This is a genomic window from Acinetobacter sp. YZS-X1-1, assembly GCF_000804305.1.
In the GTDB taxonomy this organism is placed as follows: domain Bacteria; phylum Pseudomonadota; class Gammaproteobacteria; order Pseudomonadales; family Moraxellaceae; genus Acinetobacter; species Acinetobacter variabilis.
This window is the reverse complement of record NZ_JWHB01000013.1, coordinates 14,945-30,214: the sequence shown is the minus strand read 5'-3', so window position 1 is coordinate 30,214 and position 15,270 is coordinate 14,945. Positions and strand designations below refer to the sequence as shown.

General features: G+C 32.4%; 13 protein-coding genes. 1 reads left to right on the top strand and 12 read right to left on the bottom strand.

Annotation, left to right across the window (positions count from 1 at the left end; translation table 11 throughout):
* Positions 1-545 precede the first annotated feature (545 nt).
* The 12 genes from RJ01_RS08680 to rfbB form a co-directional block, all read right to left on the bottom strand.
* The gene (locus tag RJ01_RS08680; RefSeq protein ID WP_034170809.1) at positions 546-1,184 is read right to left on the bottom strand and encodes a sugar transferase; all 639 of its coding nucleotides are present in this window, start codon (positions 1,182-1,184) and stop codon (positions 546-548) included.
* A 982-nt stretch (positions 1,185-2,166) separates the two neighbouring features.
* Positions 2,167-3,132, bottom strand: a complete 966-nt coding sequence (locus tag RJ01_RS08675; RefSeq protein ID WP_264673486.1) for a GNAT family N-acetyltransferase — start codon at positions 3,130-3,132, stop codon at positions 2,167-2,169.
* 72 nt (positions 3,133-3,204) lie between these two features.
* On the bottom strand, positions 3,205-4,359 hold the full coding sequence (locus RJ01_RS08670) for a glycosyltransferase family 4 protein (RefSeq protein WP_034170763.1): 1,155 nt from the start codon (positions 4,357-4,359) through the stop codon (positions 3,205-3,207).
* Positions 4,356-5,225: a glycosyltransferase family 2 protein gene (locus tag RJ01_RS08665; RefSeq protein WP_034170762.1), complete on the bottom strand. Its 870-nt coding sequence runs from the start codon at positions 5,223-5,225 to the stop codon at positions 4,356-4,358. The genes RJ01_RS08670 and RJ01_RS08665 overlap by 4 nt, the downstream gene beginning before the upstream one ends.
* Positions 5,226-5,227: 2 nt before the next feature.
* Positions 5,228-6,370 carry an O-antigen ligase gene (locus RJ01_RS08660; RefSeq protein WP_034170761.1) on the bottom strand — a complete coding sequence of 381 codons (1,143 nt, stop codon included), beginning with the start codon at positions 6,368-6,370 and terminating at the stop codon, positions 5,228-5,230.
* A gap of 130 nt (positions 6,371-6,500) precedes the next feature.
* Complete coding sequence (locus RJ01_RS08655; RefSeq protein WP_034170807.1) at positions 6,501-7,388, bottom strand: glycosyltransferase; 888 nt, start codon at positions 7,386-7,388, stop codon at positions 6,501-6,503.
* Between the two features lie 15 nt (positions 7,389-7,403).
* Positions 7,404-8,648: an O-antigen translocase gene (locus RJ01_RS08650; protein ID WP_034170760.1), complete on the bottom strand. Its 1,245-nt coding sequence runs from the start codon at positions 8,646-8,648 to the stop codon at positions 7,404-7,406.
* Positions 8,649-9,764 carry a DegT/DnrJ/EryC1/StrS aminotransferase family protein gene (locus RJ01_RS08645; RefSeq protein WP_034170759.1) on the bottom strand — a complete coding sequence of 372 codons (1,116 nt, stop codon included), beginning with the start codon at positions 9,762-9,764 and terminating at the stop codon, positions 8,649-8,651.
* Positions 9,765-9,851: 87 nt separating this feature from the next.
* The gene (locus RJ01_RS08640) at positions 9,852-10,940 is read right to left on the bottom strand and encodes an acyltransferase (RefSeq protein ID WP_034170806.1); all 1,089 of its coding nucleotides are present in this window, start codon (positions 10,938-10,940) and stop codon (positions 9,852-9,854) included.
* 102 nt (positions 10,941-11,042) lie between these two features.
* A complete protein-coding gene (locus RJ01_RS08635) occupies positions 11,043-11,468 on the bottom strand; it encodes an FdtA/QdtA family cupin domain-containing protein (RefSeq protein ID WP_034170805.1) in 426 nt (141 codons plus the stop codon).
* Positions 11,469-11,473: 5 nt separating this feature from the next.
* The gene (gene rfbA, locus RJ01_RS08630) at positions 11,474-12,349 is read right to left on the bottom strand and encodes a glucose-1-phosphate thymidylyltransferase RfbA (protein ID WP_004780457.1); all 876 of its coding nucleotides are present in this window, start codon (positions 12,347-12,349) and stop codon (positions 11,474-11,476) included.
* Positions 12,349-13,407: a dTDP-glucose 4,6-dehydratase gene (rfbB, locus tag RJ01_RS08625; RefSeq protein WP_034170804.1), complete on the bottom strand. Its 1,059-nt coding sequence runs from the start codon at positions 13,405-13,407 to the stop codon at positions 12,349-12,351. The genes rfbA and rfbB overlap by 1 nt, the downstream gene beginning before the upstream one ends.
* A gap of 746 nt (positions 13,408-14,153) precedes the next feature.
* Between rfbB and RJ01_RS08620 the strand changes: the two genes are divergently transcribed.
* Positions 14,154-15,230 carry a polysaccharide biosynthesis/export family protein gene (locus tag RJ01_RS08620; protein WP_034170758.1) on the top strand — a complete coding sequence of 359 codons (1,077 nt, stop codon included), beginning with the start codon at positions 14,154-14,156 and terminating at the stop codon, positions 15,228-15,230.
* Positions 15,231-15,270: the final 40 nt, after the last annotated feature.

Below are 15,270 nucleotides of genomic sequence, written 5' to 3'. Positions count from 1 at the left end.
GATAACTTCATTGTTATCATAAAGCTTCAAACTAAGGTCGAGCAATCAAATTAGTTTGAAGCTTTTTATATTTATCCTACTATGAAATTAACTATAGCCTTATAATGACTGATAAAATTAAAAATAATATTTAATATAATATTTTTAACTAACTCAATAAATTTAAATACTAACTTTAATTATAAACTATCAAAAATTTAACCATCTATTTTTTATTATTAATATTATTAGCATCTTTTTATATATTAAATTATTAATAAATTTTATTTTAAAGGAATAACTTTTATTAGATAAGTCTTTATCAGTTTCCTTGCTTATTTTTAATATGAAAAACCTTAAATAAATAATTATTATAAAATTTTACTAGACCTTCGATATAAATAATATAAAAAACCAATAATAAGATTAATATATGTTATTTAAAAATAATTAAAAACCTCTATTAAACTAATAAGATAAAATTAATAGGAATAAAAGATATCTTCTAAAAAACTTAATTGGAAGAAGCTAAAAATATTTTTTTAGTAATAATGAACTTTATTTAATTATTTTACTTCTTTTGCACGTAACTGGTTCTCGGTGACCTCCTTTCTACAAAATCGTGCAGCACCAACTTCTTGATCTGGCGCGTTAATTCCTTCTTGGTTAAACATCACCTTAGCGGTTTTAAACATAATTTTAAAATCTAACCAAATGTTATTTTGATCAACATATTGAACATCTAAATCGAATTTATCTTCCCAAGATAAATTATTACGTCCACTGACTTGGGCAAGCCCTGTCATACCGGGTTTTACTTCATGCCTTCGCATTTGCTTAGCCGTATAATGTTCTAGAAATTCTTTCATTTGAGGTCTAGGCCCAACAATACTCATATCACCTTTTAAGACATTTATAAGCTGAGGCATTTCATCCAAGCTTGTAGAACGTAACTTTTGACCAAATGGTGTAATTCTAAATTTATCTGGTAAAGGATTACCGTCCTGATCGAATGCACTTCTCATTGACCGGAACTTAATCATTTTAAAGAGCTTTCCATTTTTACCAGGTCGTTCTTGATAAAAGAATATTGGTGAGCCTAGATTTCTACGTACTTTATAAGCAATGATAATAAAAACTGGCAATAATATAAATATAGCAGTAAGAGAAATAACAATATCAATTAATCGCTTAGCGACTTTTATATTGCACCTAAAAAGGTCAGCACTAGAATATAGATGAGGGTAAGATATCAAAGAATTTTTTAAAATTAGATCTTTCTTACCTCGGTAATACCAGGATTTTTTTTTCTCTAGCTTAGCCACTTTATTTATCCGTGGAGAAAATTGAATGATCTGGTTCTTATACCCTTCTTTTTCTATAAGGTTTTTTTTTAAGAAAATATTATCTTTTTCAATAAATAAAGATTTACGTGTTGTAATAGAGCTTTTTACAAAGTTTTCGATCTTATTTTTTTCTTGTTGTAGATCCATTAATAAACACCTCACTATGTCTATCTACGCATCATATCAATTGTATTTTTATTAAAGTAGAGAGACTATTGTTAGCCAATTTTATATTTTAGTTTTTTAAAAATATTATTATTATTTTTATTAAAATATATATTTAACTAAAATTAATTAAATTTCACCTAACAAGAAAATTATATTTATATTTTTTTATATAAATATTAGAAACTTATCTCAAACTAAAGTAAATAATTTATAATTACAATAGATCAGTTAATAATGAAATATATTTCATTATTAAGATAAATAATTTTTGTAAAAAATAGCAAATCTCACACTAAATAAAATGTGACAAAATGTAATTTATTTATAAATAATGAGCCTTACATCACAATGAAATTCTATTTTAAACTTATAATTTAATATATTTCTAATTAATTATACAACCCAGATAACGTTATTTTTATTCTATTGCAAAAAACCTCAAGAATATAAAATTTATAAAAACATAATATCTAATCAATAGATCTCTTGCGAAAGTATCGTTTTACCTAATTTTTGAATTGGCTAAAACCTTATAAAATGTAGCTTTGGGCTGTTTAAATTTTGACTAACGCAAGAAGTCTAATAATTATTTTTAATTATTAAAATTTAAGAAAATTAGAAATCCACCTTTGGCTAATAATGAGGTGGAGTAATTCTAGTTCAAATTAGGTGATTATAAATCTATACTATAATAATCATGCACAATACTACGTGCACCAAATCTTTCTTTTTGATCAATCAATCCTATATTTAAGTATTGCCCTTCATTCTCATTGGAAGTACCGAAATCAAATATTTTGGCATTTTTCTTACTTTTATCTATTAAATAATCAATGACATAATCTAATACCTTGTGTTCCCTACCTTTATCATTGCTAGCCAAATATTGAGTATGAACTACTCTTTCAGTTTCAAAAGTCACAGCTGCTGCCACAATATTGCCATCAAGACAACATTTATATGCTCTTATATTATTAGGGAAATGGCTTTTTAATAAATCTATTTCATCTTCATTATGTACAGGTTGTTGGTTATGATGCTGACGGAGTACTTCCCGGATTACTCCCCAAACCATACTAGGTTGATTTACTTCCTCACAGCTAATCCCATTCTTTTTGAGCTTATTGACCGATCTTCTTTTACTTTCTGAGTATGAATATTCTTCATTTAGATCAATAGAAACACTAATATCTCGTCGATAAAGCTTGGCATCATTACGAAATAAAGCGTACAAGTCTTCTTGAGCAGGATAATTATGATAAATAACAGGAATACATTTATATATAATCTTATCAATATTTTTTTGTTTTAAATAAACTTTTAATAAAGTAAATAATTCTAGTATGTCAGATGCATGAACATCTCTATTAATTAAAAAACCACCAAAAGTTAAGCCTTGATGACTATAAAAAATATTATCTTTGATATTTCCAGGCAATAAGGCTACAATTTTCCCTTTTTCATTTTTAAATATTAATGAGAAATCCTCAAATCGATCAGCATGATATTCCATAAAATCACGATTAAACATAAAATGATAATTTTTACATTTTAATAAAAACTCATTCCATATATTTTTGTCAGAAGCTTCATATTTATGTATTTGAAAACCTAAGTCTTCTTTCATTATAATACCCATATCTATATCCTATTTATTATTTTTGAATAAAATATAATTTTCTATTTATTAATAAAAATACTATTTATTTTTTTAAAGACTATTAATGCCCATCATTTGTAATAGTCTATGGTTTATATGATCCGCATTAAAATTCTTTCTAGCATAGAGAAATCCTTGATAGCCCATTTTATTTATTTTTTCAGGATGTTCTATAAAATAAGTCAGTTTCTCTACTAATGCATCTACATCCCATTTAGGAATTAGGAAACCTGTTACCCCATCAACTACAGTCTCATTGCAGCCTGGAACATCAGTGGTGATTACTGGGCGTCCTACAGCCATTGCTTCTTGCGTACTACGGGGCACCCCCTCTCGATAATAAGACGGCAATACAAAAACCGCGCTATTACGTAGCCTTTGATCTACATCAGTCACAAAACCATTATATTCGATAATACCTGTTTGTATTAGCTGATCTAATTCAGCTTGCTTTAAGCCAGTTGGATTTTCAGGATCTAATCCACCAATAATTTTAAATATAACTTCAGGATATTTTCTTTTTACTATTCGTGCTGCTTCTATATATTCAAATATTCCCTTTTCAGCGATCAATCTAGCTATAAATATAAATGATATATTGTCCTGATTATTCCATTTTGTATAAGCATAATCTTGTAAATTAAGGCCAATCGGCCCCAAAACTTCAATCGCATTTTTTTTATGTGGCAAATTATAATGATGGACTAAATCCTTAGGATCATCATGATTTAAAAAAATAATTTTATCTAAATATGGAAAAGCAAGCCGATATAGTGACACCTGCACAAAACGTATGAATTTAGCCTTTAAGCTTTGGCCATATTTATGAATAGTAAAAGGTGATCCTAGTCCTTCGATCATGCCATAAATATAAGGCACTTTAGTCTTATAGGCCGCTAGCGTTGCATAGATAACAGGCTTAGTTGAATAAGAGAATACGATATCAGGTTGAATTTCTTTTATTTTTTTAGCCAGCTGATAAGTTGAACGTAGATCAGCCAAGGGATTCAATCCTCCTCGACTAAGCTGATATGTCACTAAGGTGACTCCTAAATCTTGAATTTTGCCCAACCACTCATTTGTATATTCGGATACAAAGGCATAAACATGATAATTTTGTGCCAGACAAGACAAAATAAAATCTTTGCGAAAACCGTAAAGATTAGAGGCAGTCGTTCCAATGATGATAATTTTTTTAGAGATCATGGCTTTATACGCTCTATGAGTTCTAATTGTGCAGCATAAAAATTTTTATCGGAGTCAGAGACTGATGTAACTCTACGCTTATGTAGGATCTGCATTAAGTTCAAAAAATTTAGTACTTTTACAATAATTTTTTTAATTTCAAACTTTAAAACAATCTTATTTTTTTCAAGATCGGAAATAGTACTATTATAATATTTTTTGATTACTCCGATCTGGGTATTGTAACCACGGATCATTTTTTCTTTTTTTACATTTTCAACTTCTCTATAAAAATACAAGGGTTCCTGCAAAACCACGTAATTAAAATCATTTTTTATCGCAGCTGAAAGCCATAGTTCATAATCTTCTGCTAGACAATTATCGACTTGATACGGGTTCCTTTTACACCACTCCTTTCGGGCAAGTAATGAAGGATGCAGTATATTAGTAACACCTTGTAAAATTTCTTTGGGTTGCATTTGATGATTAGAATAGATTCTCTTTCCTAAAATTTCATTCTTATCTCCAATCGAATATAAGCTGGTCACTACGACATCAATATTTGGATTTTCATTTAGTACTTTAATCTGTTTTTCAAGACGGTCAACTGCCATTAAATCATCGGCATCCATACGTGCAATAAAATCATACTTTGCTTCATTGATAATCTGATTTAAGCGGTAAGGTAATCTTCTATTATGCCCATCAGCTATGATACGGATTCTCGGATCATTAAATGAGCGGGCAATTTCTAAAGATCGATCTGTTGACCCATCATCTACCAGAATTAATTCCCAATTTTGAAAAGTTTGCACTAATACTGATTTAATCGCATCTTCTAAATATCTTTCAGCATTAAAAAATGGAATTCCTATAGAAATATACATATTTATTCTTCCTTATTATTATTTGAGAATAGTAAAAAAGCGGCCAATAAAAACCAAAAAATGAGTGTCCTTGCACTATAAGTTGTAAACCCATATAGCATCGGTCCCAAGAATATCAGCTTGTTTGAAAATGATAATTTTTTAAATATTTGATATAAAAAGATTAGAAATAAAGAGATACCGACGATCCCATAATAAAAAAGAATACCTAACCAGGTTGAATGAATTTCGTTTCCTTTCGGGTTATATAACCAGTGTGCACCTTGGCCAGCACCAAAGATTAGATATTGAGGATATTCAAGAAAGTTAAAAAGACCTCGTCCTTCTGCCTGGCTGTCTTTTTGATCCAGGCCTTCGACAAAACGCAGAACAACACTATCAAAAGCCCCTAAATGATATAAAAAGTAACTGAGGGTACTAAAAATGACTAATATGCCAAAAAATACAAATATTCTTTTATTCAGATCCCCTTTTTGACTAAATATAAATCCTAAAGTCAGCATTAAGAAGCCAATTGAAGCAGACCTTGACATGGTCAATAGAATTAAGAATAAAGCTAAAAAATAAACGATTATCTTTTTTAAATTACTTTCAGAAATATATAAAAAAATAGCACAGGTAGTTAAAACCCAAAATGCCATCTGATTTGGATCATTAAAAAGACCATTGTATCGTGGTTCAAAATTGTAACGACCTAATCCACTTGCCCAGATCGCAATTTCTATTACATAGGAAAATGGAATAAGAAATAATATTTTTTCATAAAAAAAGTTAACTTGAGAGGAACTCAAATTCATTAATAGTAAAAAAAATAACAAGTTAAAGATCCAGTAGATGGTAGAAACCATATAACTGGGATCTAGCACGATCAAATACCAAGCAAAATTTACACAAACTGTATATGCGACAAAGATTAAAGCTACACTTGAGTATTCGGTTGTTATTTTTGAGCTACGGCTGAATAATAAAAATATAGCCGCCATAATAAAAAGGTGACTAAATTGTGGAACCCCACTGGACCAAAAATAAAACTGAGATAAGAAAAATGACAGCAAGATAAAGTATATAACTACTTTATCTTTTAAATTAATATCATCTAAAAAAATAATGTTATTTTTTGAATTACTTTCATTTAAAATAATCATTATCCATTCCTTTTATTATTATCTAATGCCTAGAATCAGCAAAAGAAATGATTAATATTTTTATATTACTAACTAAATTATTTTATTAAACATAGTTAAAATACAATTACTTATATAATTTTTTTAATTATTAAAAATCTTTTTTAATTAATAGCCAATAAAAAAATCTAAAAAAATCATATGTTAAAATTTCTGAAGGATATTCTTTTAAAATTTTTATCATCTTCTCTAATGATTTCTTTTTAGACACAAGTGCTAATTCAAATACATATATCCATAAAGCTCTTTTTTTTGCTTTGTTATATAGAATGTGATTCTGATACTCATTGAGAATTATCATTCTTGAATCATGCATAAGAGTAGTTTTTTTATGCATATTATTGTCATGCAATCTATATTTTGCAAAAAATACAGGAAGATAACATAAGTCTCCTTCTTGTGCTAAATGCAACCACATATACCAGTCTTCAATTTTAACTTCAGCGTTATAGCCCCCTATTTTTTTTAAAGATTTAGTACGAATGAGTTGAGTCATTGCTGGCAAATCATGTTCTAACAATAAAATTTGATTAAAACTATAGCTATTTTCTTTTTTAAGTCTATTTTTTACAAAATTAGAATTATCATCAATGACTGATACACCTCCAAATACTGCTACACAATTTTTATTCTCATTTAAAAATTTAGTTTGTATTTTTATTTTATCTTTTAAAATTATATCATCGGAGGCTAGAGAAGAAAAATATTCTCCCTGTGCCCACTCTAATGCTTCATTTAGAGTCGCGCTCAAGCCCTTATTTGGACGATGTCTAAACTCAAATCGGGTAAACCGTTTTTCACATAATGGAATTAATTCTTGTATTTTTTCTACTGAAGCATCTGTAGATCCATCATCAATAATAATTAACTCAATATTCTGATAAGACTGGTCAATGACACTCTTGATGCTATCACGTATAAACCTTTCATGATTATAACTTGGTATAACTATAGAGACTAAGGGTTGTTCACTTATTATCATATTATTCCCTCTTTATTTTAATTGTTTAAATATAAATAAACTGATTACGATCCAATACAGCCCATAATTTATGAGATGAGCAATAGAAACACCTTCAAAACCAAACACTTGAGTACATATATAAGTTAAAGCAATGAGAGACAGTGTAAATATAATCTCTGTACAAATATAGAGTTTAGTCATTGCTTTGCTGAGCATTAAATAAGCCAGTATCCAGCTTCCTATCTTCAAGGCATCTCCCATCATTTGCCAAAGAAATAAATCCTGCATAGGGGCAAAAGATGGACTAAATAATAAGTTGATAATCCAATCACGTAATATGAAAACGCAAATTCCGCCTACAACAGCAAGTGGAAAAATAAACTTATAGCCTAAATAGACCTCTTTCTTAATTTCATCAATTGCATTGAGTTCTGATAAGCGCGGCAAGTAATACACGCCTAATGTAGTGGTTACAAGCAAAAGATATACTGTGCTTAGACGGATCATCGCCTCCCAATAGCCCGCATAAGCCAGACTAAATTCTTGGGTTAAGTAAGCCCGAATTAACATTTGCGATAGCGGCACACAGATCGCACTGACTAATGCCATGAGAATAAATGAGGCAAATTTTTTGGTAATTCCTAGGTCTATTTTTCCTAATAGTGAAGAAAACTCAAACCAGTCTGCTCTATGACAGAGTATTAATGTCACTATAAATGCAATCGACTGATAAATGGATAATGCAATTAAAGCCCCATATAACTGCAGCTTGATTGCCAAAACCCCAGTGATCACAAGTGCAAATAAACTACCGGCAATATTTGCAAGCACCAGCTTTAAAATTTCTTTTTTCCCATTCAATATGGCTAAAAATAGCGTATTAAAATTGAAAAATATTAAAAAAATAGCAAACCATATAAAAATCGTTTGGTACTTAAGTGATTGAAATATATATAATGCCAGCTGCTTTTGAAAAATAAGTATGAGAATCGCAAAAACGAGACTAAATAGAAAAACAATACTCCCTGCTGTTTTCCAGACTGCACGTTGTTTAGTCTCATCTTCATGATATTCAGCCGTATATTTAACTACAGCGGTATTAATGGCACTGCCAGCGAAAGTCGTCACCATTTGAATAAAATTCTGGAATTGGCCGATCGCTGCATATCCGGTAGGTCCTAGATATACAGCCAGAATTTTATTCAGTACAAACATGGTGATGGTCTTAATCAAAACGGCTACACCATTCAGTACACTGGTCCTAAATAGATTCATCTATGCCTGAAAACCATTACATAACCGAACAACCTGCTTTGCTTCATCCATAGATAAAGTTGGTCCAATCGGTAAGCTTAGAACCTCCGCATGAATCTGTTCTGAAACTGGAAAACTTAAGCCATTCCATTCCTGATAAGCCTGCTGCTGATGAGGCGGAATTGGATAATGAATGAGTGTCTGTACTCCGTTTTCTGCTAAATATTGTTGTAATTTTTCCCGATATTTTGTTCTGATCACAAATAAATGCCAGACATGTTGAGCATAAGTCTCGGTATCTATATTTTTGCACGGGAGCTCAATTGCGGGATTATGAATTTCTTTTAAATACAGATCTGCAATATGCCGACGATGCTGATTCTCCTGATCTAAAAATTTAAGTTTCACATTCAGGATGGCAGCCTGAATTTCATCAAGACGACTATTTACACCTGGTACCAGGTTTTTATATTTTTCATGTGAACCATAATTACGTATAGCTTTAAGCATCTGCGCTAACTCAGCATCGTTGGTGGTAATTGCTCCCCCATCACCGAGTGCGCCTAAGTTTTTACCTGGATAAAAACTGAAACCTGCAGCATCTCCCCAATTTCCTGCTTTTTGACCATTTATTTCAGCACCATGACCTTGGGCCGAATCTTCTAAAACCAGCAAGTTATATTTTTTGGCAATGGCCATAATTTCTGGCATTGCAGCGAGCTGTCCATATAAATGCACAGGCAAAATTACCTTTGTTTTTGGAGTTATGGCTGCTTCAATTTTCTTGGTATCAATATTAAAAGTCTTTATATCCGGTTCAACTAGTACCGGTTTCAGATTATTTTGTGAAATTGCTAAGATACTTGCAATATAGGTATTTGAAGGGACAATAACCTCATCTCCTTCCTTGAGTTTTCCTAATTCTTTCCATGCGCGTAGCGTTAAAATAAGAGCATCCAAGCCATTAGCAACACCTATGGCATATCGTGTTCCACAATAATTTGCAAAATTATGCTCAAATTTTTCTAATTCTTTGCCACAGATATACCAACCAGAGTCGATTACCTGAGTGCAAGCTGCAATCAGTTGATCACGGTATTGAGTATTTATTGCTTTCAGATCAAGAAAAGGAATCATTCTTATCAATCTCATATAAAAATTTATATTTATTTTTTAATCTCATATTAATTAAAATTAATATACCTATAGTACTTAAATACAATCCTATTTATTTAGTTCATAACCTTTAGATTTAAAGCTTGGCTCCAATAAAAATTGTTTTACTTTCTTATTTAATGGTTTTTCAATAAACCTATACATTAAAAAGCTAGCGATTAGAGTGACAATAAATATAAAAAAGGAAAACAGCATTAAGTCCATATTCAATGAAAATATTTTTCTTATATAATTTAAAATTTGTATTTCCAAAACATGTAGCAAGTAAAAAGAAAAACTGATTTCCCCTGCTAATACCATGTATTTATTTGATAAAAACTGGGTAATTATACTTTTTTTCTGGGCAACATGAGACAGGGCAAAAATTAAAATAATTGCTGCCATAGGCACCCAATAGTAAATTGAATACCTGTAACTTATATCTATTTTATTATGGAATACAAAGAATAAAACGAAAAGTAAAATAGCTCCTAATTCAAATATAACTATAGGTTGCTTAATTTTGGAATAGCCCACTTTTACTTTTTCAAAAATATCAAACAGGATAATACCGAGTAAGAAGTCAGAAAAACGTACATATGGTGAAATATATAACCAATAGTGATCCTGATTTTTATCGAGCTGAATATTTAGAATCAAAATACCTATAAGATATAATATAAAAATATAACTTCTGATTTTTTCAGAAATCAAAAATGCAAATGGAAACAGCAGGTAGAAGAACATTTCATCCGAGATACTCCAGGAAGGAGAATTCAATGAGAAATGAATCTCTTCTGAGGTAAAAAAACTTTGTATCAGAAAAACATGCTGTATTAAATATTCCCAGCCCTTTCCAGACTGAGCAAAAGTTAATAAAAATACCAGTGCTGTTGTGGCAATATGTACGGGATATATTCTGGCTAAACGAGAAATATAAAATTCTCTTTTTGAAATATTTCCGATTAAAAACTTTTCTTTATAATTGTAGGCTAAAATAAATCCACTCAAAATGAAAAAAAAGCTGACCCCTAAAAAGCCTTCGTCAAAGATACTATTAAAAATATTGGCATAATCTGTTTCTTTTAGAAAAGCCAAATGACTCAGAAAAACAAAAAGTGCGAAAAACATACGCAATGATGTAAGCGGCTTAATCACGTCATATATCTCCTTAATATTTATTATTATTTTTTTTAATTCTATCTTCTGAAGCTTATTCTTTTGCAAGGCCTTCATTCTAATGAATTAACTTTAATTTTATTATTTAATGATCTGCTCAACCAAAGTCTGATCTACTTCTTTTAGAAACTGGTCGTAATTACGAATGTAATCACTTTCATCATAATGATCGCTTGCCAGCACCAATAGGATGCAATCTTGTGAAAAATCATGCATCTCATGCCAAACCATAGGTGGGATCAATAATCCCTTATTAGATTGAGCGATTAACACTTCCTGTTTTTCTTTGCCATTATCCATCAGCATTTTGCAGCTCCCTTGAATTCCAAAAGCAATCTGTTGAAGTTGCTTGTGTGCATGGAATCCGCGTGGAACATCAGGTTGAACACCGGCAATATAATAAAGTCGCTGTATACTGAAGGGTATATTCCGATTGGCTTCTGCGACGATCAGACTGCCGCGATGATCTCCCAGGTTAGGTAATTCAATCCACTCAATTAAATTCATGCTCATTACCCCACCAAAGAAATCAGATATTGACCGTAGCCATTTTTATGCATGGTGTGGCCAATCGCTAAAACCTGTTCTTTGCTCAACCATCCATTATTTAAGGCAATTTCTTCCAGGCAAGCAACTTTATAACCTTGACGCCTTTCAAGCGTTTCAACAAATTGAGCCGCTTCAAGCAAACTTCCCTGGGTACCTGTATCTAACCAGGCAAATCCACGTCCCAGTAATTCAACATTTAGGTCACCACGTTCCAGATAAGCTTGGTTAATTGAGGTAATTTCCAGCTCACCCCGTTCAGAGGGTTTGACCTGTTTGGCAATCTGGATGACATCATTGTCATAAAAATATAAACCTGTCACCGCAAAGTTAGATTTTGGATTTTTGGGTTTTTCTTCGATTGAGATTACCCGTTGCTGTTCATCGAACTCTACGACACCAAAGCGTTCAGGATCTTTCACTTGATAGCCAAATACTGTTGCACCTTTTTGTCGTGCAGCCGCCTGACGCAACATCGGTGTAAAACCTTGGCCATAAAAAATATTATCGCCTAGTACCAGACATACATTGCTTTGACCGATAAATTTTTCACCCAGGATAAAGGCTTGTGCTAGGCCATCAGGACGAGGTTGAATCGCATAGCTCAGCTCCATGCCAAATTGTGAACCATCCCCTAATAAGCGCTTAAATCCTTCAATATCTTCTGGTGTACTGATCACTAGGACTTCACGGATACCCGCCAACATCAATACAGACAATGGGTAATAAACCATTGGTTTGTCATAAATTGGAAGTAACTGTTTTGAAATTCCTTTAGTAATAGGATGCAAACGTGTACCTGAGCCGCCCGCCAAGATAATCCCTTTTGTCGTTCTTAACATTATACTGCCTCCCCTAAACGTTCACGCTGATAAGAACCATCCTGAACATGTTGACACCATTCCAGATTATTCAGATACCATTGCACCGTTTTCCGGATACCTGTATCAAAGGACTCTTGTGGCTTCCAGCCCAGTTCGCGCTCGATTTTTGAAGCATCAATCGCATAACGCAAATCATGACCTGGCCGATCGTTAACAAAAGTAATGAGGCTTGCATAAGTTTTTCCCTCTGGACGAGGCTTGAGCTCATCCAGAATTTTACAAATGGTTTTAACTACCTCAATATTCTGTTTTTCATTATGCCCCCCGATATTGTAGGTTTCCCCCACGATGCCTTTAGTGGCAACCTGATATAAAGCACGCGCATGATCTTCTACGAAAAGCCAGTCCCGGATCTGTTGACCATTGCCATAAACCGGCAATGACTTACTATCCAAGGCATTTAAGATCATCAAAGGAATTAACTTTTCAGGGAAGTGATAAGGGCCATAATTATTCGAACAGTTCGTGACTACGACTGGCAAACCGTAGGTTCTATGCCAGGCCCGAACCAAATGATCCGAACTGGCTTTACTCGCTGAATAAGGTGAGCTTGGTAAATAAGGCGTAGTTTCAGTAAATAAGTCTGTTGTACCTTCCAAGTCTCCATATACTTCATCTGTTGAAATATGATGGAATTTGAATCTAGACTTTTTAATCGTAGATAGATTCTGCCAATACTTTCGAGCTACTTCTAATAAGGTGTAAGTTCCCACAATGTTTGTATTAATAAACTCTGCCGGACCATCAATCGAACGGTCCACATGAGACTCTGCAGCCAGATGCATGACGATATCTGGCTGAAACTTTGAGAATAATCGGGTTAAAGATACATGGTCGCAAATGTCAGTTTGTGCGAATTGATAACGGGGATGATCCGATACAAAAATAAGTGACTCCAGATTACCTGCATAAGTTAACTTATCAACATTTAATACATGATGTTCAGTCTCGTTAATGAGATGCCGAATGACGGCAGATCCAATAAAACCGGCCCCACCGGTTACCAATATATTCATCACCATTTTGATTATCCTTTAATATTTTTTATTTTACTTTTCACAAATTATTTTTAATATATCGATGCTGTCTAGGCACGTCTGTTTTTATTGATTTGTCTATAAGATATATTAATTTTATTACACAAACCACCCATAGAACAGCTAATCATCAAATGTCGTTACATTTTAAAAATCCGGATAATTTTTTTTAAACATAATCCATCTGATATAGGCTTTTAGTTTTCAGATAATTTTCCACTAATATTAATTTAACAATCACCTAAACTAATTAAATATTATTTTAATTAACAACAGATTATTTTGATTACTATAAAAATAAATTATTTTAAAATCCATTAAAATATAATTGAATATTAATAAAAATCAATGATCTAAAAAACCTTTAGATTAGATAAAAATTATATGAAAATACTTTTCTATTTTAATTTTAGGGCTTAATTCCTTCTATCCGTAAAGAACAGTACTTATTTAAAAATAACAATTGGAAACAATTAATATTCTTATGTCATCTTAAGCAATTCACTATATCTCTACAGCTTATTTAATCACGGTTTCACGTCTATTTTCGTCAATCTTACAGTTAAATTTCAGCTTAGACTTATTAAATTGACTTAAGAATAGCTATAGACAAGGTATGTGATCTATTATATTTTTTAGACGTTAATCACATAAACCGAATTCAAAAAAATTAATAATTATTAATAAATACCAATTCTGAACATATAAAAATAAAGGGGTTTCAAGTGAACTATAGACACCTTTTAGGTACTTTTACCTTAAGCCTATCTCTGGTTGGATGTGCAGCAACATCCGGCTTTCAAACGTATGATTTACCGACAGAAGGAATCTATCAAACTGAACTGGGAACTCCAGTCAATCTGGTGAAACTGACTCAGGATACATTACCTGTAGTACAGTCTGCGCAAACGCATAATCTCAGTCATTATGCTCCTCTATTTCAGACTGAGGTGCAGGATTACCGCTTGAATCCGGGAGATATTTTATCTTTCCAGCTATGGGCTTATCCCGAAATTAGTGCCGTTCCTACAGCCAGCGACAATAACAATGGTTATCAGATTGACCGGAATGGTTATATCCAGTTTCCATTCATCAATCGTTATAAAGCAGCCGGAAAGACCCTTCCACAAGTTAATCAGGAAGTACGCCGTCTGTTAATTCCTTATTTGAATAATCCGGATGTGGTCGTGAGAGTAATTTCCTATCAGGGACAGCGGTATTCAGTAGTAGGTAACGTGAAATCAGCTGGACAATTTTATCTGACTGATCAGCCGGTAAGTGTGTATACGGCGCTGGGCCTAGCTGGCGGGATTAATGAGCAAGGTGATTCCACTTCAATCCAGCTCGTACGCCAAGGTGTGACCTATGATTTGAACACGATTGCTTTGGAAAAAGCGGGTTATTCCTTACATAAGCTATTGATTCAACCCAATGACACCCTGTATATCAGTCCTCGGGAAAACCAGAAAATCTATGTCATGGGTGAAGCCGGCACCAATAAACCATTACCTATCCGTGACCAAGGCATGACACTTGCTGATGTACTGGGCGAAAGCGAAGGGATTAATCCATATTCTGCCAATCCGAGTCGGATTTATGTCTTGCGTGGCAATTCTGACAACAAGATGACTGAAATCTATCACTTAAGTCTAAAAAATCTGGGAGATTTTGGTCTGGCTAAACAGTTCAAGATGAATAGTAACGATATTGTCTATGTTGATGCTACCGGTCTGACCCGTTGGGAGCGTGTAGTGAGCCAGATTCTTCCATTTTCATATGTCGCTGGTTCAGCTATACGATAGGTGAAAGTATGAAAATTAAAAATCTTTTAGCAATCTGTTT